This is a genomic window from Maricaulis sp. D1M11, from assembly GCF_047308265.1.
Classification (GTDB): Bacteria; Pseudomonadota; Alphaproteobacteria; order Caulobacterales; family Maricaulaceae; genus Maricaulis.
In genome coordinates this window covers 752507-773551 of the sequence record NZ_JBKQWY010000001.1, presented here as the reverse complement: position 1 = coordinate 773551, position 21045 = coordinate 752507, and the positions used below count along the sequence as shown (strand labels likewise).

The 21045-nt window shown below is 60.9% G+C and carries 19 protein-coding genes; 4 read left to right on the top strand and 15 right to left on the bottom strand.

All coding sequences use genetic code 11. The features are described from left to right. Positions 1 to 11: 11 nt before the first annotated feature. On the bottom strand, positions 12 to 1178 hold the full coding sequence (locus tag RMQ97_RS03660; protein ID WP_413659476.1) for a phosphoserine transaminase: 1167 nt from the start codon (positions 1176 to 1178) through the stop codon (positions 12 to 14). 195 nt (positions 1179 to 1373) lie between these two features. Here RMQ97_RS03660 and RMQ97_RS03655 point away from each other — a divergent pair, with 195 nt between their 5' ends. Continuing rightward, complete coding sequence (locus RMQ97_RS03655; RefSeq protein ID WP_413659475.1) at positions 1374 to 2261, top strand: DMT family transporter; 888 nt, start codon at positions 1374 to 1376, stop codon at positions 2259 to 2261. A gap of 5 nt (positions 2262 to 2266) precedes the next feature. On the opposite strand, the gene thiD is transcribed toward RMQ97_RS03655, so the two are convergent. Then, positions 2267 to 3082 carry a bifunctional hydroxymethylpyrimidine kinase/phosphomethylpyrimidine kinase gene (gene thiD / locus RMQ97_RS03650; protein WP_413659474.1) on the bottom strand — a complete coding sequence of 272 codons (816 nt, stop codon included), beginning with the start codon at positions 3080 to 3082 and terminating at the stop codon, positions 2267 to 2269. Positions 3083 to 3159: 77 nt separating this feature from the next. On the opposite strand from thiD, the gene RMQ97_RS03645 reads away from it, so the two are divergent. Together RMQ97_RS03645 and RMQ97_RS03640 are read left to right on the top strand one after the other, a co-directional pair. Then, on the top strand, positions 3160 to 4620 hold the full coding sequence (locus RMQ97_RS03645) for a M20/M25/M40 family metallo-hydrolase (protein WP_413659473.1): 1461 nt from the start codon (positions 3160 to 3162) through the stop codon (positions 4618 to 4620). A 268-nt stretch (positions 4621 to 4888) separates the two neighbouring features. Beyond that, on the top strand, positions 4889 to 6844 hold the full coding sequence (locus tag RMQ97_RS03640) for an ABC transporter ATP-binding protein (RefSeq protein ID WP_413659472.1): 1956 nt from the start codon (positions 4889 to 4891) through the stop codon (positions 6842 to 6844). 10 nt (positions 6845 to 6854) lie between these two features. Here RMQ97_RS03640 and RMQ97_RS03635 read toward each other — a convergent pair whose 3' ends face one another. The 12 genes from RMQ97_RS03635 to ybgC all read right to left on the bottom strand — a co-directional run bounded on the left by RMQ97_RS03635 (position 6855) and on the right by ybgC (position 18084). After that, the gene (locus tag RMQ97_RS03635) at positions 6855 to 7205 is read right to left on the bottom strand and encodes a DMT family transporter (RefSeq protein ID WP_413659471.1); all 351 of its coding nucleotides are present in this window, start codon (positions 7203 to 7205) and stop codon (positions 6855 to 6857) included. Between the two features lie 5 nt (positions 7206 to 7210). Continuing rightward, positions 7211 to 8041 (bottom strand): dihydropteroate synthase, encoded by an 831-nt coding sequence (gene folP / locus RMQ97_RS03630; RefSeq protein ID WP_413659470.1) that lies wholly within the window; start codon positions 8039 to 8041, stop codon positions 7211 to 7213. Positions 8042 to 8147: 106 nt separating this feature from the next. Beyond that, complete coding sequence (gene ftsH, locus RMQ97_RS03625; RefSeq protein WP_413659469.1) at positions 8148 to 10067, bottom strand: ATP-dependent zinc metalloprotease FtsH; 1920 nt, start codon at positions 10065 to 10067, stop codon at positions 8148 to 8150. A 113-nt stretch (positions 10068 to 10180) separates the two neighbouring features. Beyond that, positions 10181 to 11530, bottom strand: coding sequence for a tRNA lysidine(34) synthetase TilS (gene tilS / locus RMQ97_RS03620; protein ID WP_413659468.1), 1350 nt, complete (start codon positions 11528 to 11530; stop codon positions 10181 to 10183). Beyond that, positions 11521 to 12399: a tol-pal system protein YbgF gene (gene ybgF / locus RMQ97_RS03615; RefSeq protein ID WP_413659467.1), complete on the bottom strand. Its 879-nt coding sequence runs from the start codon at positions 12397 to 12399 to the stop codon at positions 11521 to 11523. Before ybgF ends, tilS begins: the two co-directional genes overlap by 10 nt. Positions 12400 to 12553: 154 nt before the next feature. After that, positions 12554 to 13081, bottom strand: coding sequence for a peptidoglycan-associated lipoprotein Pal (gene pal, locus RMQ97_RS03610; RefSeq protein ID WP_413659466.1), 528 nt, complete (start codon positions 13079 to 13081; stop codon positions 12554 to 12556). A 131-nt stretch (positions 13082 to 13212) separates the two neighbouring features. Further along, positions 13213 to 14565: a Tol-Pal system beta propeller repeat protein TolB gene (gene tolB, locus RMQ97_RS03605; protein ID WP_413659465.1), complete on the bottom strand. Its 1353-nt coding sequence runs from the start codon at positions 14563 to 14565 to the stop codon at positions 13213 to 13215. 33 nt (positions 14566 to 14598) lie between these two features. Continuing rightward, complete coding sequence (locus RMQ97_RS03600) at positions 14599 to 15426, bottom strand: hypothetical protein (protein ID WP_413659464.1); 828 nt, start codon at positions 15424 to 15426, stop codon at positions 14599 to 14601. Between the two features lie 10 nt (positions 15427 to 15436). Further along, on the bottom strand, positions 15437 to 15871 hold the full coding sequence (locus RMQ97_RS03595; RefSeq protein ID WP_413659463.1) for an ExbD/TolR family protein: 435 nt from the start codon (positions 15869 to 15871) through the stop codon (positions 15437 to 15439). 2 nt (positions 15872 to 15873) lie between these two features. Beyond that, the gene (tolQ, locus tag RMQ97_RS03590) at positions 15874 to 16542 is read right to left on the bottom strand and encodes a protein TolQ (RefSeq protein ID WP_413659462.1); all 669 of its coding nucleotides are present in this window, start codon (positions 16540 to 16542) and stop codon (positions 15874 to 15876) included. 291 nt (positions 16543 to 16833) lie between these two features. After that, a complete protein-coding gene (locus tag RMQ97_RS03585) occupies positions 16834 to 17466 on the bottom strand; it encodes a nuclear transport factor 2 family protein (RefSeq protein ID WP_413659461.1) in 633 nt (210 codons plus the stop codon). Positions 17467 to 17622: 156 nt separating this feature from the next. Next, a complete protein-coding gene (ybgC, locus tag RMQ97_RS03580; RefSeq protein WP_413659460.1) occupies positions 17623 to 18084 on the bottom strand; it encodes a tol-pal system-associated acyl-CoA thioesterase in 462 nt (153 codons plus the stop codon). A 108-nt stretch (positions 18085 to 18192) separates the two neighbouring features. Here ybgC and RMQ97_RS03575 point away from each other — a divergent pair, with 108 nt between their 5' ends. Further along, on the top strand, positions 18193 to 19980 hold the full coding sequence (locus RMQ97_RS03575; RefSeq protein ID WP_413659459.1) for an ATP-binding protein: 1788 nt from the start codon (positions 18193 to 18195) through the stop codon (positions 19978 to 19980). Between the two features lie 6 nt (positions 19981 to 19986). On the opposite strand, the gene ruvB is transcribed toward RMQ97_RS03575, so the two are convergent. After that, positions 19987 to 21039 (bottom strand): Holliday junction branch migration DNA helicase RuvB, encoded by a 1053-nt coding sequence (ruvB, locus tag RMQ97_RS03570; RefSeq protein WP_413659458.1) that lies wholly within the window; start codon positions 21037 to 21039, stop codon positions 19987 to 19989. Positions 21040 to 21045 lie beyond the last annotated feature (6 nt).

Genomic DNA, 21045 nt, shown 5'->3' with positions numbered 1-21045 from the left:
CGATAGCCTGATCAGGCGAGCGCGTCCAGCGCTTCGCGATAGGCCCAGTCCAACCAGGGACCAAGTGCGGCCAAATCATCACGTTCCATGGTGGGACCACACCAGATGCGGATGCCCGGCACGGCGTCACGGTGCATATTGGGATCCAGAGCAGCGTTTTCGCGCTCGAGCAATTCGAGCATTTTTTTCGACAGGGCCCACTGGGTATCAACATCCATCGCGGCGACACGCGCCTCGGTAAATTTCAGCGTGACAGATGTGTGGGACCGGTGCCTCGGTATCTCGCAAAGATAGTCCAGCCAGTCACACGTCTGCACCCATCGGTCCAGTTCGGCGAAATTGGCCTCGGTGCGATCGATCATGGCTGGCAGGCCACCGGCCTTGCTCGCCCATTTCAGCGCCGCGATATAGTCCTCGACACACATCAGCGAAATCGTATTGATGGTGGAGCCTTCATATAGCCCCATATTGGCCTTGCCCTTCTTGTGAAGCGACAGAACCGACGGCACAGGCCAGCTGGGTGTGTGTGTGTTGAGGCGTTCAATGGCGCGCGGGCTCATGATGAGGATGCCATGCTGTGCCTCGCCGCCCATGCATTTCTGCCAGGAAAAGGTCAGGACATCGATTTTTGACCAATCGATATCCACCGCAAAGGCGGCCGAGGTGGCGTCACACAGGCTCAGTCCTGCACGATCTGCAGGGATCCAGTCCAAATCGGGCACACAGACACCCGCGCCGGTCCCGTTATATGTGAACACCACATCGCGGTCCCCGGTGTATTGGGACACGTCGGGCAGTTGACCGGCCGACGCCTGGAATGTGCGCAGATCGTTCAACTTGAGCTGATGGCGGGTATCCTCCACCCACTTATTGCCGAAAACGTCCCAACCGAAGGCATCCACACCCCGGGGTCCTAAAAGCGACCACATCGCCGCCTCCATGGCGCCAGTATCCGACCCACCCACAATTCCGACCCGGTAATCATCGGGCAGACCGAGGAGCGCGTGGGTCCGGTCCATCGCCTCGCGGATCCGCGCCACGGCCGTGGCCGAGCGGTGAGTCCGCGACAGGGCGGCCTGGGCCAGAGCATCAAACGTCCAGCCGGGGTATTTCTTCACCGGCCCGCAGGAAAAATGGGGATCGGCGGGTTTGAGAACGGGTTTCGGATTATTGGACATGGCCCTCTCCCGGTGGCGTGTCATCGGTCGGATCGAATGGAAACGGCACCGTGCAACCGGCCTTCGCGCGGAGCAAGGGGCTTTGCCATGCAAATGATTGGGCGGGCTATTTGCCGATTGTGTGTGCGCGCAACGGGTGACCGGATTTACCGGACGTCCTACACCTCACCCTCCAGACGCTGACAGGATGATCGTGTGACCTCCACCCCCACGCCCCATACACCCGGACTTCAGGACTGGATCAGCCTTCTGATCCTGACTGTGCTGTGGGGTTCGGCCTTCGCCTTTATCGGTCACATCGTTGATTTCCTGCCCTCGGCCGCCATGGTCTTTGTCCGCTTGTCGCTGGCCGCGCTGATGCTGACAGGCTGGGCCATGTATCGCGGACGCCGCTTGCCCGGAATGCGCGATAAACGCTGGATCTGGTTTGCCGGCCTGGGCTTCTTCGGAAACACATTGCCCTTTATCTTGATCGGCTTTGGCCAACAGACGATCGACAGCAATCTGGCCGGCATTCTGGTCGCAACCATGCCGCTGGCAACTCTGGCCCTGGCCCATGTCTTTGTCCCGGGCGAGCGTATGACCGCGCGCATGCTGATCGGGTTCCTGATCGGCTTCGCCGGCGTTGTGCTTTTGATGGGGCCATCGGCGCTGACAGCCATGGGCGGAGCTGACACGCTGGCCCAGCTGGCCGTGGTCGGCGCGGCGGTGTGTTACGGGATCAATGCCGTGCTGGCGCGCCTCATCCCCGATACGCCGGCCTCGGTGTCCGGCGCGGGCATGCTGATCACCGCCTCCGTTCTGGCGGCTCCGTTGGGTGTGTGGGATCTGGTCCAGACCTCCGACGTACCGCTCAGTGCCTGGAGCTCGATCGTCTGGCTGGCCATCGGTCCAACCGCCATCACCTCCGTCCTGCTGATGCAGATCGCCCGCACAGCCGGACCCGGATTTCTGGCCGTTGTGAACTATCTCACGCCCATCGCGGCTGTGATTACCGGTGTGATCATCGGCGAAACAATAGGCTGGGATGCCTTGCTGGCCCTGACGGTCATTCTGGCAGGAGTGTGGATCGCCAAGCGCTGACGGGGCTAACCGTCCTGGCGGACCATCCAGAAATGGTCGACCGGGCCATGGCCCTGACCCAGATCCGGGGCGCGGCGGATCGCTTCGTGCACATAGTCTCCCGCCTCACGAGCCGCATCAGACAGTGCATGCCCCTGACCCACAAGCGTGGCGATCGCAGAAGCCAGTGTGCAGCCCGTGCCGTGGGTGTTGCGGGCATCCAGTTTCTCACGCTCCATCAATTCCATGCCGCGGCCGGAAATCAGCACATCGCGCGCGACACCGCCCTTGAGATGACCGCCTTTCACCAGCGCTGCCATGGCGCCCATCTCGACCAGGGTCTCCCCGGCCCCGATCTGGGATCCCAGATCCGTGATTTTGCCGTCGGCCAGGCGCTCTGCCTCGGCGATATTGGGAGTGACCAGGGTGGCACGGGGCAACAGCACCTCGCGCAGCGCCGTTTCAGCGGCCTCATCAATCAGGGCATCCCCGGACGTGGCAACCATCACCGGGTCAACGATCAGCGGCACGTCCGGCGCAAGCTCGGACAGTGTGTTCGCCACGGTCTCGATCAATTCGACGGATCCGAGCATGCCGGTCTTGATGGCATCCACGCCGATATCCTCGATCACGGCCTTCATCTGTGCCGCAACCATGTCGGCCGGAACCGACAGAATTTCGCTCACTCCCTGCGTATTTTGCACCGTGACAGCCGTAACCGCCGTCATGGCATAACCGCCCATGGCAGAAATGGCCTTGATATCCGCCTGGATGCCCGCACCGCCACTGCTGTCACTGCCGGCGATAGAAAGAACACGTCCTGTGTGGGTCATCTCAGTCATTGGGGTTGGCCTAATCTGTTTGCTGCGGTCATTCTGGGTTTGGAAGAACACACGCGTGAGTGTCAGGGGAGAGAAAGATGATCAAGCGCTTTTTGCTGGGGCTGGGCGCCCTGGGCCTCGCGGCCTGTTCCGGCGAGCCCGCCGCCCAGGTCGACCAGGCCCATACCCGTCCCGATGTGATGTTTGAGGCGGATATTCTGGCCGCCGACCTGTCACAGGCACTTCGTTTCCGCACGATCTCCCACCCGCTGGACACACGTGCCAGCTGGGATGAATTCCAGGCCTTTCGCGCCTTTCTGGCCGAGCGCTTCCCGCGCATTCACGCCCAGCTGGAGCCGCAGGACCTGGGGGATGGCCAGATGCTGTTCACATGGACCGGCGCCCAAGCTGACCTCCAGCCTGTCGTCTTCCTGGCTCACCAGGACGTTGTCCCGATTGAACCGGGAACCGAAGACCAGTGGTCCTATCCGCCCTTCGACGGCACTATTGCCGAGGGGTATGTCTGGGGGCGCGGCACGATGGACATGAAGGGCCATCTGATCACGCTGATGCATGCCATCGAACGCCATCTGGAAAACGGAACCCAGCCCCAGCGCACCCTCTATCTTTCACTCGGTCCGGATGAAGAAGTCGGTGGCGCCGGCGCACGTCGGGCTGCAGCCTATCTCGATGCACGCGGGGAGCAGGCCTGGTTCGCGCTGGATGAGGGCGGTGTCACCATTCTCGACAGTCCGATGACCGGTCGCCCTGCCGTCATGATCGGCGTGGCCGAGAAAGGATACATGACAGTCCAGCTCACAGCACGCGCACGCGGCGGTCACTCCTCGGTCCCGCCCCGCGACACCGCTGTCAGCCTGCTGTCCCAGGCGATTATCGCCATTGAGGCCAATCCGTTCGAACACAGCCTCCAGGACGGTCCGACAGAAGCGATGATTGCCGCCCTCGCCCCCGATATGGAGGGGATGGCCGGGTTTGCGGCATCCAATCTGGGCCTGTTCGGCGGTCTCATCGAAGGCGAGCTAATGAAGGAAGATGCCGGGCGAGCCCTGATTGGGACATCCATTGCCCCCACGATTGTCGAAGGCGGTGTGAAGGATAATGTCCTGCCCCAGGAGGCCCGGGCCTTCATCAATCTGCGACTGCACCCTCGCGACACTGTGGAGAGCGCCCTGGCCCATTTACGGAATTCGGTGGCGCATCTCGACGGGGTGAGCATTGACCCCTGGCAAAGTCCGAGCAATGCACCGCCCGTTGCCGATTTCACCGGTGACGCCTGGCAGTTGATCGCCGGAGCCGCCGCTGGACACGCCCCTGAGGGCACCCCCATCGCCCCTTTCATGGTGACCGGCGCGACTGACGTTCGCGCGTTCGCTGACACGGCGGACAATCTGTATCGCTATGCCCCCATGCAGGCGGCGATGAGCGATGTGTCGCGCATTCACGGCGATGATGAGCGTATTGCTATCGACAGCCTGCCCAGCATGTCGGCCTATTTCTACACCGTGATCGATATCGCCGTTCATCGCGATCACGACTGAGTGTGGCGCGTTAACCACACACGTTGCAGCTTCAATACGCTTTTTGCGCGACGGGCTTGATCCCGTCGCCCTAGAGGCGTATTTCCCGTCTCCCGGATCAATCGGCACAAGAGAGCAGTTCCATGTCAGTGCACATCTAACAATCGAGGGCGGCCGGACGACCCGCCTTCGCGTATGGACCGAGACACAGCCCCGCTGTGCATCCCCGTGCGCCCCCCTCGTCCGATATCGAGCCCAAGCCTGTTAGATTGCGATATGATGAGGACGGATGCGAGACCGCGCATCCGCTGCTGCGATGACTGATTTTGTGACTTCGACGCGTCCCGAAGACGCTCCTGAAACCGAGACCACCCAAACCGAACCCCATCCCGATGCGGCGTCCGAGCCCGCTGTGGAGGATGTGCTTCGCCCGGAAGACCTGGTGTCCAATCCAGCGGAAGCACCGGACATCTATGTCGATGAAGACGAAGAACCGCGCACGGAACGCCTGACAACCTGGGCCGTGCTCAAATTTCTCGCCCGGCAATGGCGCCGTCGTCCGGGGCTGTTCTCAGGCGTGGTGATCTTCACCGCCTTCTCGACCGTGTTCGATGTGCTGACGCCCATCGCAGCCGGACGGTTGATGGACTCCCTCAATCCGCAAAACCCGTCTGGTGAGACGTGGCAGGGACTGGCCTTCTTCTTGGCCTTTGCCGGTTTCGTCTTCATTTTCCGGCAGGCGGCCGCGCGCTGCGAGATCCCCTTCTCCTCGGCCAATATGGCGGACATGGTGTCGGAGATTTTCGGCCGCGTGCAACGTCTGTCGCTGGACTGGCATGCCAATACCTTTGCCGGCTCAGTCGTGCGGAAGATCACCCGAGGAATGTGGGCCTACGACACCGTGACCGCCATTTCCTGGTTCGGCCTGATCCCGACCGTGGTGGTGCTCTACGGTCAGTCCTTTGTCATGCTTGCGATCTGGCCCTGGGTCGGTGCCTTTGTGCTGGTCATGACGACCCTGACACTGGGCGGTGCCATCTTGCTGTCGCGCTATTACATCCACCCGCAGAATATGCGGTCCAATGCTGTTGATTCCCGTTTGGGCGGGTCGCTGGCCGATGCCATGTCGGGCATTGCCACGGTCAAGAGTTTCGGGGCCGAAGACGCGGAAGACCAGCGCTTTACTGCCCTGGCGTGGCGTTGGCGGCGAGAGGCCAAGAAAACCTGGCATCGTTTCGTCAATATGTGGCTGTTCCAGTCGATGTTCGTCTGGGTGCTTGAAGCCGGTCTGATCGGCGCCCTGATCTGGCTGTGGTCCCAGGGTCAGGCCACGGCCGGTGATGTCGTGTATGCGATCACCGCCGTCTTGATCATGTCCGGCTATCTACGCCAGTTCGGCGAACAGGTTCAAAACGTCCAACGCGGACTGGATGAGTTGCAGGATCTGGCCATTTTCGACAGCAAGTCGAGCGAAGTGACCGACAAGCCGGGCGTGGCTGATTTCGAGCCGGGCGCGGGCGAGATTGTCTTCGACCGGGTCGCTTTTCGCTATGAGGGCCAGGATGAGCCGCTCTATACCGATTTCTCCCTGACGATCACGTCTGGCGAGAAAGTCGCCCTGGTCGGCCCAACCGGGTCGGGCAAGTCCACTTTCGTGAAACTGGTCCAGCGGCTTTATGATGTAACGGAGGGATCGGTCCGGCTCGACGGGCAAGATGTACGAGATGTGGGTCAGGCCAGCCTGCGCCGCAATATTGCGCTCGTGCCCCAGGATCCGGCGCTGTTCCACCGTTCGATCGCGGAGAATATCGCCTATGGACGCTCGGGAGCCACGCCGGAGGATGTCATCCGCGCAGCCAAGGCCGCCCATGCTCACGAGTTTATCATGCGCCTGCCGGACGGGTATCGCACCCTGGTCGGCGAGCGCGGGGTGAAACTCTCCGGGGGTGAGCGTCAGCGTGTGGCGATTGCCCGGGCCATTCTGGCTGATGCACCGCTGCTGGTGATGGATGAAGCCACATCGAGCCTGGACAATCAGACCGAGCGGGATGTCCAGCTGGCGATGGAAGAAGTGATGAAGGGCCGCACGACGATCCTCATTGCCCACCGCCTGTCTACTATTCGCGATGCCGACCGTATTCTCGTGTTCGAGCGCGGCCGGGTTGTCGAACAGGGCACACACGAGGAATTGTCCAGCCGCGATGACGGGTTGTATGCCCGCCTTGCCGCCCTGGCCTCAAGCTAATCGTTTGGCCTTATGTGCCTGGCGTCGCGGTTCCCGCCGTTGACGTCAGGCGCAGGCCGGCAATGCCGAACACGATGAAACCCAAAAACAGGATGCGCATCAGGGTCGCCGGTTCGCGAAACCAGATCATGCCGATAATCGCAACACCGATTGTTCCGATGCCCGTCCAAACGGCATAGGCGGTGCCAGCTGGCAGGTGTTTCATGGCTTCGATCAGCAGAAGCATCGAACCCAGAAGCGCCAGCACGATGCCTGCATACTGCCAGAGCGGGGCATCCTTGCCGACATATTTAAAGCCCAGCGCCCAGACGGTTTCGAGCAGTCCGCCCAGCACAAGCAGCATCCATGGACCCAGCTGCATGAGGCTTATTCCTTGCCGCGACGGATGGCCGCCTGAACCTTGAGGGCCTGAACCGTCATGCGGACATCATGCACACGCACCATCGCCGCTCCGGCCTGGGCTGCTCGAAGGGCCGCCGCAAGTGATCCGCCCAGGCGTTCTGTTTCCTCGGCCCCCTCATCCAGCGCCGCGATAAACCGCTTGCGCGAGGCACCGAAGAGCACCGGATATCCCAGGCCGATAACCTTGTCCAAATCACGCATGAGCGCGAGATTATGATCGAGGGTCTTGCCAAAACCGATACCCGGGTCCAGCCAGATACAATCCGCCTTGACCCCGCCGGCCATTGCGATGTCCGCCCGTTCGGTCAGATAATCACACACCTCATTGACCACATCCTCATACTCGGGCTGGTCCTGCATGGTCTTGGGCTTGCCCTGCATGTGCATCAACATCACCGGCACGCCCAGCTCGGCCGCTGTGGCAACCGCTCCGTCCGCGCCCAGAGCGGTAACATCATTCCAGATATCAGCGCCGGCCTCCACTGCCGCACGGGCCACATCCGGCTTGAACGTATCCACTGATATACGAGCCGCCGTCTGTTCGCGCAGGGCCTTGATCACCGGAATGACACGGCGCAATTCCTCATCCGCCGGTACAGGTTCAGCGCCCGGCCGGGTGCTTTCGCCGCCCACATCAATCACATCCGCGCCACTGGCCAGCATTTGCAGACCGCGATCCACCGCAGCGCCCAGATCCACAAAGGATCCGCCGTCGGAGAAACTGTCAGGCGTGACGTTCAGAACGCCCATGATGAGCGGAAGCGAGGATTTGCGGCGCGGTTGGAAGCTGGGCATGGCAACTCATATCTGACAGGAGCGCGAAGATATAATCGGTGCACACGCCGACGCAAAGCAAAACCCCCGGCACCGGGCCGGGGGTTTCACAGTCGTATGGTCGGGATCAGGCGCCCTGGGGCTCCGGACCGGTCTCGGGACCGGCTTCGTCCGGGTCATCCGTCGTCGGGACAGCGCTCGTGGGTGGCTGAGCCGGTGGCTCTTCATCGGCATCATCGCGGTTGGGCGGTTTGCCGTTGAGCAGATCATCAATCTCCTCGCCGGAGAGTGTTTCATACTCCAGAAGGCCTTCAGCCAGCGCGACCCAATCCTTGTTTTTATCGGTCAGGATCTGCCGGGCGGTCTCCTCGCCATCCACAACGATGGATTTGATCTCATCCTCGATCTTCTTGGCCGTTTCCGGTGAAGGCCCGGCCACGCCGCTGAACGGATTGGCATTGGGATCCCCGACATCCGAGTAGGAGATCGGACCCAGTTCATCCGAGAGACCGTAATGCATCACCATGTGGCGCGCGATGTTGGTCGCCATACGGATGTCCTGGGACGCACCCGAAGTAACCTGTTCTTTGCCGTATTTGAGCTCTTCAGCCACACGCCCGCCCATGGCCATGGCGATGAAGGACGTCATCTGTTCGCGGGTCTGCGAGTAGCGATCATTCTCCGGCAGGCTCTGGACCATGCCCAGGGCACGTCCGCGCGGGATGATCGTGGCTTTGTGGATCGGGTCTGTCCCTGGCACGTTGAGCGACACGATGGCGTGCCCGGCCTCGTGATAGGCCGTCATTTCCTTTTCATGATCCGACATGACGCGCGAGCGACGTTCCGGACCCATCATCACCTTGTCCTTAGCGTCATTGAACTCCGCCATGGCCACAACCCGCTTGTTGCGGCGTGCCGCCAGCAAGGCGGCTTCGTTGACCAGATTGGCGAGATCGGCACCGGAGAAACCCGGAGTCGCGCGCGCGATCACACGCGGCTTGACGTCCTTGGCGATCGGTACATCGCGCATATGGACTTTCAGGATCTTTTCGCGTCCCGTGACATCGGGATTATCGACCACGACTTCGCGGTCAAAACGACCCGGACGGCGCAGGGCCGAGTCCAGCACATCGGGACGGTTGGTCGCCGCCAGAATGATGATGCCCTCATTGGCCTCAAACCCGTCCATCTCGACCAAAAGCTGGTTGAGGGTCTGTTCGCGTTCATCATTGCCACCGCCATGACCAGCGCCCCGGGACCGGCCCACGGCATCGATTTCGTCGATGAAGATGATACACGGCGCGTTTTTCTTGGCCTGTTCGAACATGTCGCGAACGCGGGATGCACCGACGCCCACAAACATCTCGACAAAGTCAGAACCTGAAATCGAGAAGAAGGGGACATTGGCTTCACCCGCCACGGCCCGCGCCAGCAGGGTTTTACCCGTTCCCGGAGGACCCACCAGCAGGGCACCTTTTGGAATCTTGCCACCCAGGCGCTGGAATTTCGACGGGTCTTTCAGAAACTCGACAACTTCCTGCAATTCTTCCTTGGCTTCGTCCACACCCGCCACGTCATCAAACGTCTTGCGACCCTGGTGTTCCGTGAGTAGGCGGGCCTTGGACTTGCCAAAACCCATGGCGCCACCGCGACCGCCGCCCTGCATCTGGCGCATGAAGAAGATCCACACACCGATCAGCAACAGAACCGGGAAGGAATTGATCAGCAGGGACAACAGGAAGCTACCTTCCCGGGTTTCCTCCTGGACCTCGATGTCCACGCCATTCTCACGCAGGATCGAGATCGTGCTGTCATCCTGATCGGGCAGACGGGATCGGTAGGACACGCCTGAATTATCATAGGCGATCACCTCGTTACCGGCGATTTCCACCCGGTTGACGCTGTTGTCCCCAACCCGATCCATGAAATCGGAATAGGTGATTTCCTGCGCCGCACCCGTCGTCGTGGCCGGCCCCTGGAAGAGCTGGACCAGCGCCAGAAGCAGCAGGATAATCAGAGCCCAGATCAGCAAGTTTCGCATTTGCATGTGGTTGTCCGTTCACTCTCTTATTCGTCTCGGTACATCCCTGTATCTCCCATATGGGGACACGGACGCGCCGTTTCGAGTCTCCAGGTCCCGTCTCAGCACAGACAGACCGGCTAACTGCCATAAAACCACGCCTTGCCCTGTCCGGGGAAGAGGCGCCATGCAAGCCGTTGGCCGATCAGGGGAGAGATTTGCAGTTGATCTGTCCCCTCACCTGGAAGACCGAGCACAGCCAGACAGGTCTCGCCCTCGCGCACCGCCAACAATCCGGACCGCGCCCGGGCCGGAATCTGGGCCAGGTCCACATTCGGGGGCAGATCACGGTCATTCCTCAGCGGTGCGACGATCAGCCCCGCTCTTAGCGTCGAGATTTCGTATCGACCATCCACGACCTGCGGCGATTGAGTATCCAGGACCACACTGAGACCGCCAGGGTGATCCACGCGTCCCAGTACCATGCCGGGATCGCGGATCAGCCAGACCGTTTTCCCGTCTGCGCAGAATACCTGCACTCCCCCTCCCGTAAGGGTTTCACCGGCCTCGACGGCATCAACAAGCCGGTTGAGGACAGGCTGGCGCACAGGATCGGACCGACCAGCCAGGCCTTCCACCAACAATGAGAGGGCTTGTGTTTTCACAACATGCGGCACATCCCGCCAGGCTTGGCGATCCAGCTGTGCTCCGCCCCAGGCGTGGAGTGTCATAACGCGCATCAGGACACGGGCAATCCGATTGTGCTCGAACCGTTTCAGAACGCTGATATCGCAGCCAAGCCTGTCGAAGCCTTGCCGCCAGCGCGGCGCCGCCTGATGACGCGCCAGGCTGTCGCGAATGCGGATGCGGGTAAACGCCGTGTCGGCATTGGATGGATCATCAATCCAGCTCTCCCCCCGGGCCCGCAGATAGGCCCGCAGCGCCTGACGGTCCTGATCCAGAACCGGTCTTGTCAGCAAGAGGTCGCGTCCTTCGGGCCAGGCCGGGGACACATCCAGCGTATCCATCCCAGCCAGACTGCGCCAGCTCCCGCCGGCAGTCAGGCGCATGATCTGGGTTTCAACCTGGTCATCACGCGTATGAGCCAGCGCCAGCCGCCGCACACCGATGCTCGAACACGCCCGGGCCAACAGGATGTGTCGGGCCTTGCGAGCGCGTTCCTGCAGGCCAGGGCCGCCGCTCGACTCCGTCCAGGTCAAAACATGGGGAGTCCAGCCGCGTGCGCGGATCCAGTCCGCCGTGTCGCGTGCTTCACGGCCACTTCCCTCTCGCAAGGCATGATCCACAATGAAGGCATGTCGGGTCTCGTTCGCCCGGCCGGACTGGCAAAGCCAGTCATCGATCAGGCAAGCCAGGGCGCGCGAATCTCCTCCGCCGGACAAGGCCAGCCCCACAGGCCCGGCCTCTCCATGCAATCGATCCAGCGTCCGCGCGACCTTGGACGCCAGCGCGTGTCCGCCTAGCGACAACCGGAGCGCAGCGCTTCACGGTCTGCATTATCGCGTACAGCCTGGGACGCATCGGGGAATTGGCGATCCAGTCGGGCAAGAGCCTGACAAGCATCGTCCAGACGGTCGAGGCCGCGCAGGGATGTCGCCAGTTTAACCATCGCATCGGGTGCCTTCTCGCCGCTCGGATCCGTGCGCAGGGAAGCAATAAAGGCGTCGGCAGCGTCACCATAGCCGTTGCGAACCAGATAGGTCTCGCCCAGCCAGAACCAGGCCTGACCGGCCCGGGCATCCTCGGCGTAATTGTCCAGGAAGACGCGGAAATCCTGTTGAGCGCCTTCAAAATCACCATCAATAAGACGGGTCTGGGCGGCAGAGAACAGCGCGTCCGCGTCAGGCAGGTCCGGCTCTGCCAGGACAGTGTCTACCGTCCCCAGAGTACCGGTGGCCGCAGCCCGCTGCGCCGCATACGGATCGGCGGGATCCACGATCGCATCGCCGCGCGCTTCAAGCGGCAAACCACTCTCGGCGAGGTCCTCTTCGCTGAGACCTTCAGACATGAAAGCGGCGGCATCCGGATCGATCAGGCTGGCTGGCATCTGAGCGGATTGCTGGGCTTCCATCTCGTCGAGACGCTCACGGAGCTGACGGTTCTCGAAGGCGAGGCGTTCGACCTCGCCGTTTAGGCTCTGGAGTTGATACTGCAGCGCTTCCATCTGCTGCATCAAACGTTCGGCAACCGGGTCTCCAGCCAGAAAACTGTCTTCCAGTGCACCAATGCGCACTTCCGTGGCATCAATCCGTTCGGCCAGTTCCCGGCGGGACTGCGCCTGGGCGGCCGGGGCTAGAACAATGAGGGCGGCGATGAGGGCGAGGAAACGGGTCATCATGCTCAGAACCTGATCTGGAAAACGGGCCAAAATACGGCACCGGAACAGCCTGACCGGAGAATTCCGGATGACTGTGACCGTCCGGATCCGCCGGACAGGAAAACGCCCGCAACCAGCAGGTCGCGGGCGTCTTGTTCAGTGTCAATCGACTGACTTAGCCTGCGTAGCCGTCAGTGATCATCGTGGTCGTGTTACGGTTCACGGCCCAGCATGCCTCGTTGGATTCGCGGCAAGTCGGCTGCTCCTTACCGTAAGACACGGTTGAGATGCGCGACGGGTCAACACCCTGGGACACGAGATAATCGCGAGCAGCGTTGGCGCGGCGGGCACCCAGAGCGAGGTTGTACTCGCGCGTACCGCGTTCGTCACAATTACCGGCCAGGCGGATGCGAGCGGTCGGATACTGGGACAGCCATGCAGCCTGCGAACGCAGGATTGCGCGGGCTTCCGGCGTCAGGTCATGACGGTCGAGACCGAAGAAGACACGATCACCAGCGGTGGCCTGGAAGTGAGCCACGGTTCCCGGCGTCGGGCCGGCCGGCTGAGCCGGCTGAGCCGGTTGCGCCGGTTGCTGGACCGGAGCTTGCGGCTCCGGCATCGGCTCGGCTTCCGGTTCCGGCGTCGCGGCACAGGCCGTTGCGAAAGCCGCGATGGCGGCCACTGCGATAAACTTTTTAATCATGGTATAACACCCTCATTCACCCAAGACACTTCATGCGCCCGGTGCACTCCTCAAATCGCCCGACGCGACGCGGACGAGACAAAGCCCCCCACCGGACACCGCGTTCCACGAGAAACCTATAGCCAAAAAGGTTATTCGATCAAGGGCGACCACGCCGGATCTGACGCCATTCCGCCCGTTGCCAGTCGACGAAGATTGAATCCGGCCAGATCGACACTCCAGATTTCATAACGCGTCCCGTTTGTGCGACGCTCACCACGGGTAAACAAGATCACCCGGCCATTGGGCGACCAGGCGGGGGTGTCAACGAAATAGCCTTCAAAAAGAATACGTTCGATACCAGACCCATCGGCCCGCACCACACCGAGAGAAAACTGGCTTCCCACTTGTTTCGTGAAGGCGATCAAGTCTCCGCGAGGAGACCAGACCGGAGTGGTATAGACACCATCACCGAAGGTGACCCGACGCGGATCCGACCCGTCAGTATTCATGATATAGAGCTGGGACCCACCCGAACGGTTTGAAGAGAACACCAGTCGTTCACCATCGGGCGAGAAAGACGGCTCCACATCATCGGCCGGGTGACGCGTCAACGGCGTCAGCGCACGCGATTGCAGATCAAACAAGTGGATATCATGACCGGTTCGGGTCTCCACCGAGACGGCCAGCTGTTCCCCGTTCGGCGAGAAACGCGCGGACAGGGATTGGCCATCCGGATCAATATCTGCCGCCAGACCGCGTCCGCCCACCGCGAACAGAGCCTCCTGCTGTCCACTTGCCAGATCATAGATATAGGTCGTGGCCTGACCGTCCAGGAAGGAAACATAGGTGATTTCCTGGGTGGTCGGGGAATAGTTGGGCAACAAAGCCATGTAGGAACGATCAGTTAGGAAAGACGGATTTGCGCCATCCTGGTCCATGATGGCCAGCTGACGCAGCGGCTCATCATTCACACCGCGCCCTTCGGCCACGTAGACAATGCGCGTATTGAAATAGCCGGCCTCGCCGGTCAGGCGTTGATAGACTTCATCAGCCACACGGTGGGCCACCCGGCGCCAGTTTTCCGGTGCAGTCCGGAACCGTAGCCCGAGCAACTGGTCCTCCAGGCGCGTATCCCACAGACGGAAGGCGATGAGGATGCGACCATCGCTCTCCTCAGTTACCTGACCGACCAGAAGCGCGGACGCATTGATCACCCGCCAGTCGGCAAAACGCGGACGCAGATTGATGTCATCGATATCCTCGATGAACGCGCCGGAATCGACCGGCTGGAACAGCCCGGAACTGGCCAGGTCATTCATCACCACTTCGGTGATGTCCGCCCCGCGGTCAGACGTCATCTCGCTGTCGCCAAGAAAATCCGGAATCGCTATGGGAAGCGGGTCTAGATGGCCCTCGGAGATATCGACTCGCAGGGGTTCCTGGGCAGTCGCCCCGGCGGTCAGGACAAGGAAGAGGGCGAAAAATCGGATCAGGGCACGCATGCTCAGGCTTCCTCAATCGATGAAATCAGTGGGCTAACGGGTGGCGTCACGGTCTACGCTGAAATTGACCTCAATGAGGCGCCATTCTGAATAGTTTTCCGGCGGCATGGAATAGGGTCCGCACTCAATAACCGCAGCACGACCGCGTTCCGCTGCTGTGAGCCAGAACGGATTGCCGGACGCACGAATGCGGGCTTCATCGAGAACACGCGGCGGTGAGGCCAGCGTGCCATCGCGCTCAAGACGCACTTCGACGACCACACCCAGGTTTTCCGGATAGGGCATGTCAAGCACGGAGCGCCAGCACCGATAGGCCTGGGAATGAAACAGGTCCCGCAGGGTCGCGGTCATCCGCTCGCCATCACCCGAGGCCGTCCGGCGGGCGCCTTCATCCGGTGTCGCTGTGCCGGAATCGTTCGATAAATCTCGATCCAGATTATTGAGGAAATCACCAAAACTATCGTCGGCCGGCACTTCGGGAGTCTCTTGCGGTTCGGGCTCTGGATCAGATTCGGGTGCAACAGGTTGGGGGTCCGGCTCGATTTCAGGCTCCGGGTCCGGCTGAACCGGTTCTGGCTCGGGCGCTACCGTCTCCGGCGCCGGTGTGGGATCGTCCACGGGTCCAGGCGGTTGTTCAATCGGAGCTTCGACGGGCGGTTCCGGCTCAGGCTCTGGTTCGGGCTCCGGCTCAGGTTCCGGATCAGGCGCTGCGGCCCGGATATTCGTGGTGGATGAAACCGTCACCAGCTCGATTGGGACGATGCGCGCGCCCTCCACGATCCGCGCGGCTTTGGGCAGGTAAACAATACCCGCCACCACCAGACCGGCGTGGAACAACAAGGAGAGAACAAGACCGCGCACGAGAGGTGCCCTATTGCTGGACAGGATCCGTCATCAGACCCAGATTGTTAAAGCCCGCCGCATTGATACGGGCCATGATGTCCGCCAGGCTCGACCAGTCGACATCACCGTCCGCGCGAATGAAGATACGGCTGTCATAGCCCGTGCCCGCCACCGCTTCGAGACGCGTGATCAGGTCCGCAACGGGTACCTCGGTCTCCTGAAGATAGACACTGCCATCGGGCAGAACTGTAATGGTCAGCGGTTCATTCTCAGCCGGCAGGTCGCGTGCGACGGTTTCAGGCAGATCCACCAGAATGCCAGGCGCCAGCAGGGGTGCCGAGATCATGAAGACGATCAGCAAGACCAGCATCACGTCCACAAATGGCGTGACATTGATCTCGGCTTTCGGCTTCCAGCGCGTTCCGCCCCGGCGGGAGCGCCCGCTATCCAGGGTGACCGCCATGGCTATTCGCTCCCGCGCTCGGCCAGCGCCGAGAGCTCATCGACAAAACCTTCCAGCTTTGCGGCGTACTGACCGATGTTTGACGAGAGGGCGTTGAAGAAGATCACGGCCGGAATCGCGGCCAGCAGGCCCAGAGCCGTGGCGAACAGTGCTTCAGCAATACCCGGAGCCACCACCGCGAGATTGGCATCGCCCTGTGCCGCAATAGCGCGGAACGAGTTCAAAATGCCCCAGACGGTACCGAACAGACCCACGAAGGGGGCGGCGGAGGCGATGGTTGCGAGAATGCCCAGCCCGCTTTCGGCGGCAGACAATTCGCGACCGGCCTCGGCACCCGCAGCCTTGGCGACGCGACCACCGGGATTGGCGCCCTTCCACTCACGCAGTCCGGCTGCAAACACTTTGGCAAACGGATCACGAGGATTGCGGGCAAACTTCTCAGCTAGCGCGTCCAGCGACTGACCCGACCAGAATTCACGTTCAAACGCACGACCTTTGGCATGGAGACTGCGCATCGCCAGCCATTTCTCAACGGCGATCGCCCAGGACCAGACTGACATGAAAGCCAGGATGGCCATCACAATTTTGACAATCCAGTCGGCTCGCATGAACAGCGCCAGGAAAGAGAACCCTTCCGAGGCATGCGCCACTGTCATCATGCTTTCTTCCATACCGTTCACCCTTCTACACGGCTGGCCGGACCAGCTCAAAACCCTGCCCGCAGATCATCCTGCCTTGGTGGCGACTGCAAACATAAACCGCACTGATCGTGTCCAAGACGAGATGCTCATCCCAAACCCAACCCTCGCATGCAAGCTTCAACACGTTCTTACCGAGAATTACGACCGTTTCAGGACAATTCTAGCACAATAAATGCTAAGGCTTGCAGATCTCTAGCGCAGGAGGCGAGGTGGTACCGCTTAAATTCCGGTCAGACGGGAGCCATGCTGCCGCAAGCTCTCTCATCGCGTGGCGCGTTTGAGGGGGTCCAGCATGTCTTCACCACGCCCCATGACAGGCGGTTCGAATTCACAGACATCCCAGTGCTCCGCGATAAATCCATCTTCCAGACGTATCAAGTCACAGGCCTTGTAAACACCACCGCCGTAGGAGATGCGGGCGAACAAGGCGACAAAATGCCCGCACGCGGCCAGATCAAGAAGGCCGCAATACGTCATCGGCCGCTCTTCCGTGAACCGCTTATCAAGATAGCTGGCAAAGCCATCAGACGATCCGCAAATTCGCGGATTGTGCGAGATGGCGCCGTCTGGATGCAGAAACTCACGCATGGCGTCGCTGTCTCTACGGACCAGGGCCCGTTCATAGAAGTCCAGGATTCGTGCCCGATTACTTTCGGTCAGTTCTTCCGAACACACATCACGCCGCCCCTCGATCATGGTCGGATCCGGATTAATGCCCGGTTCCACGCGCGACGTGATCTGGTGACGCACCGAGCTGACCCCGTCAGCCCCTGTCCGGATCAGACTCATCGACACCCATTGCGATTGGCACATAGCCAGTGTCTGCGTGGCATGAATAAACATGTCACGGCCGTCCTGAAAGGCCCGGACGATCTCGAAACTGAAATTCGGCATAGGCTCCGCATTTTCGCTATCCACCGAAAATGAGAGTATGTTTCCGCTTCCTGCACGAGCCACGCACACCTCGACTACAGCTCTGAGACTTCCCCCGAAGAGCCTTTGCTCTCCTCCTTTTCTGGAAACTAGAGCAAACTATCGCTTCCTGCCAGTCTAGATGTATCGCTGCCATCGCTCGACGAGGTCTTTTGGCGGTCGAATCGCCCGCCCGGCCGTGCTCATACACACGGCTTCGACAACTGCACTTGCGACAACGGTATCGGATCGCCACAAGACTTGATTTGCTAAAAGGCGCGCACCCTTTGAAGACTGAAAGCGAGTTTCTGTTATCAAACAGTCATCTACGCGGGCCGCCCGAACAAACTCGATGTCCATCCGGCGCACGGCAAAAGCGACACCAGGCTCCCTCGACGCGAGCTCAGAGTGATGGATCCCCATCGCGCGCAGGGTTTCCGTGCGACCGCGTTCGAAGAAGTGTAGATATCGCGCGTGATAGACCACTCCGGAAAAATCCGTGTCCTCATAATAGACACGAACCGGTAGCCAGTGAGTTCCGGTGTCCGTGAGCCTGCCTCCCACGGGGAGGCTGTCAAAATCTGGGCGTGTGTTTACCATATCGCAGCACCACAGGCGGCAGGATGGAAGAATGCGAGGCGCAGCGCCGCCGACCGCTGACCACCTGGAACCGGACCCATGCAGACCCAGTCTCCGAACATGCGCTTGATGAAAGACATGATTTGGCCGCCCGTGCGCAAGGGGGATATTCTCCTCAGCGCTCGCAAACGCCTGTTGAGCATCCTCTCCCTGTCCACGGGTCTGGTCGGCCTGGTTTCGGCGCTTCTGTCCCTGCCCGTCACACTCGACGAGTATCCGGTTCAGTCCATTCTCGCGATCATAGGCCCGGCACTCTTCTTCTCCGGTCCCGTGATTCTCGACCGAACCGGCGCGATCAAAACCCTGTCTGCGATCCTGATCGGGTCGATTTATGGCATGATCCTGTTCCAGGCGCTGTCCATTGGTGGCGCAGCCAATCCAGTTCTGATCTATCTGATCGGGCTTCCTGTCCTGGCGACCTTCCTGATCGGATATCGCAGCGGAATAGTCACGGGTGCACTCGTCGTTCTGACGTATGGAAGCATCTATGCGTTCAATGATCTCATCCCGGTATCAAGCATTCCCTTGACCCGGAATATTATTGCGACGTGGAACACGATCGTGCTGGTCTTGCTGGGACTGAGTCTGACGGCTTGGGCTGCCCTGTTCCAGCGCGAAATGGAGCGGGCCAATCGCCGACTGGACGATGCGCGGTGCGAGGCCGACAAGGCCAATATGGCCAAATCGGACCTACTGGCACATGTCAGCCACGAGATCCGCACGCCGATGAATGGTATTCTCGGCATGGCCCAGAGCCTGAAGGACACACCGCTAAGCGTCGACCAGAAACGTCAGGTCGATCTGATCACCAGTTCCGGCGACATGTTGATGGCGATCATCAATGATGTCCTTGACCTGTCCAAGGTGGAAGCCGGTGCACTGGAACTGAGTGAACGCGAATTTGATCTTCGCGCGCTCGTGGACAATGCCTGTCAGCTCCATGACACAGCAGCCCGGCGCAAGGGGCTTACCCTGAAACCGGTGTTCGGAGATCTTCCTGCCCAGCGGGTTCTGGGCGACCCCCATCGCATTGCCCAGATCCTCAACAATCTGATCTCCAATGCCGTCAAGTTCACCCATAAGGGCGAGATCACTGTCGACGTCGGATGCACGGGTGCTGACATGGTCGAGTTCCGGGTCCGTGATTCCGGTGATGGCATTGATGCGGATCTCGCCGCACGCATTTTCACCCCCTTCAGCCAGGCCAGTGCCGAAACCTCCCACACGCATGGCGGAACGGGGCTTGGTCTCGCGATTTGCCGCAATCTGTGTACCCTGATGAACGGCGAGATCGAGCTTGAATCCAGCCCCGGAGCGGGTTCGACCTTTATTGTCCGCCTCCCCTTGCGCGTCGTTCGAGACGAAACGGTTGATCCGGCGCACTCTGCCGCCAGCGCGCCGGACACCATCGAATCAGAAAACACCGAATCCGGCACCATCAGACCCCTTCACATTCTGGCGGCCGACGACAATGAAACAAACCGCCTGGTTCTGTCCGCGCTTCTGCAGCGCCACCCGGTTGAACTCAGCCTGGTAGAAGACGGCAAGTCGGCCGTCGCCGCCTGGCAGTCGGGACATTTCGACCTGATCCTGATGGATGTCCGGATGCCGGTCATGGACGGCCTTGCCGCGACCCGTGAAATCCGAGCCCTGGAGAAACGTCACCACAAACCTGCGACCCCGATCATCGCCCTGACAGCCAATGTGATGAAGGATCAGATCCGCGGGTATCGCGATATCGGCATGGATGGCGTTTTGGCCAAACCCATCAGTCCGGACCGTCTGGATGACCTGTTGCGGAGCGTGTCGGACAAGGACGGCCGCTCAGCCCCTGTCCCCAAGACCCAGTCTTATTGATCAACCTTATTGATCAACGGGCCCCTTAAACAGATCGCTTGATCCCGTCTGCGTAGGCTGGGGCGGCACCAGGCCGATGTGCTCATACGCACGAGCGGTTGCCATACGTCCGCGTGGCGTGCGCTGGATAAAGCCTTGCTGGATCAAGAAGGGCTCGACCACATCTTCCAGGGCATCCCGAGCCTCGGCCAGCGCCGCCGCCAGCGTTTCCACACCCACCGGCCCGCCGGAGAAACTCTCGGTCAGGGCCTTGAGATAACGGCGGTCCAGACTGTCCAGTCCCGTTGTATCGACATCCAGACGCTGAAGCGCCCGATCCGCATTCTCCGGTTCAATCCGACTCGCCCCGTCCGCCTCGACAAAATCGCGCACCCGTCGCAATAGACGACCGGCAATACGAGGCGTGCCCCGCGCCCGACGCGCAATCTCACGCGCACCATCCGGGCTAGCCGGAATACCCAGCTTGGCCGCAGCGCGAGCGACGATCGACGACAATTCCTCGACATCATAGAATTCCAGCCGTACCGGAACACCAAACCGGTCGCGCAAGGGGGTTGCCAGCAAACCGGCACGTGTCGTCGCCCCCACAAGAGTGAAGGGTGGGAGCTCGATCCGAACCGTCCGGGCGGCGGGGCCCTCCCCGATCACAAGATCGAGACAGAAATCTTCCATCGCCGGATAGAGGATTTCCTCCACTGCCGGAGACAGGCGATGAATTTCGTCAATGAACAAGACATCGCGCGGCTCGAGATTTGTGAGGATCGCTGCGAGATCCCCGGCCTTGGCGATCACCGGACCAGATGTAGCGCGAAACCCGACCCCCAATTCCTTGGCCACAATCTGTGCCAGGGTCGTCTTGCCAAGCCCCGGCGGACCGGACAGCAAGACATGATCGAGCGCCTCCTCGCGGCGACGGGCGGCTTCGACAAACACCTGGAGATTGGCGATCGCGGTTTTCTGACCAACAAAGTCAGAAAACGACAGGGGGCGAAGTGCCTTGTCGCGCTGATCACCGGCCTGCATGTCCAGATCGACCACGCGGTCGTGTGGATCACTCATACTCGC

Excerpts from the sequence above, each read along its gene's own strand:
- RMQ97_RS03585 (WP_413659461.1), bottom strand. The coding sequence starts at position 17,466 with ATGCCGAATTTCAGTTTCGAGATCGTCCGGGCCTTTCAGGACGGCCGT.
- tolB (WP_413659465.1), bottom strand. The coding sequence starts at position 14,565 with ATGCGTGCCCTGATCCGATTTTTCGCCCTCTTCCTTGTCCTGACCGCC.
- ybgF (WP_413659467.1), bottom strand. The coding sequence starts at position 12,399 with ATGATGACCCGTTTCCTCGCCCTCATCGCCGCCCTCATTGTTCTAGCC.
- RMQ97_RS03640 (WP_413659472.1), top strand. The coding sequence starts at position 4,889 with ATGCGAGACCGCGCATCCGCTGCTGCGATGACTGATTTTGTGACTTCG.
- ftsH (WP_413659469.1), bottom strand. The coding sequence starts at position 10,067 with ATGCAAATGCGAAACTTGCTGATCTGGGCTCTGATTATCCTGCTGCTT.
- ybgC (WP_413659460.1), bottom strand. The coding sequence starts at position 18,084 with ATGGTAAACACACGCCCAGATTTTGACAGCCTCCCCGTGGGAGGCAGG.
- pal (WP_413659466.1), bottom strand. The coding sequence starts at position 13,081 with ATGATTAAAAAGTTTATCGCAGTGGCCGCCATCGCGGCTTTCGCAACG.
- folP (WP_413659470.1), bottom strand. The coding sequence starts at position 8,041 with ATGCCCAGCTTCCAACCGCGCCGCAAATCCTCGCTTCCGCTCATCATG.
- RMQ97_RS03645 (WP_413659473.1), top strand. The coding sequence starts at position 3,160 with ATGATCAAGCGCTTTTTGCTGGGGCTGGGCGCCCTGGGCCTCGCGGCC.
- tolQ (WP_413659462.1), bottom strand. The coding sequence starts at position 16,542 with ATGGAAGAAAGCATGATGACAGTGGCGCATGCCTCGGAAGGGTTCTCT.
- RMQ97_RS03595 (WP_413659463.1), bottom strand. The coding sequence starts at position 15,871 with ATGGCGGTCACCCTGGATAGCGGGCGCTCCCGCCGGGGCGGAACGCGC.
- thiD (WP_413659474.1), bottom strand. The coding sequence starts at position 3,082 with ATGACTGAGATGACCCACACAGGACGTGTTCTTTCTATCGCCGGCAGT.
- RMQ97_RS03575 (WP_413659459.1), top strand. The coding sequence starts at position 18,193 with ATGAAAGACATGATTTGGCCGCCCGTGCGCAAGGGGGATATTCTCCTC.
- RMQ97_RS03635 (WP_413659471.1), bottom strand. The coding sequence starts at position 7,205 with ATGCAGCTGGGTCCATGGATGCTGCTTGTGCTGGGCGGACTGCTCGAA.
- ruvB (WP_413659458.1), bottom strand. The coding sequence starts at position 21,039 with ATGAGTGATCCACACGACCGCGTGGTCGATCTGGACATGCAGGCCGGT.
- RMQ97_RS03660 (WP_413659476.1), bottom strand. The coding sequence starts at position 1,178 with ATGTCCAATAATCCGAAACCCGTTCTCAAACCCGCCGATCCCCATTTT.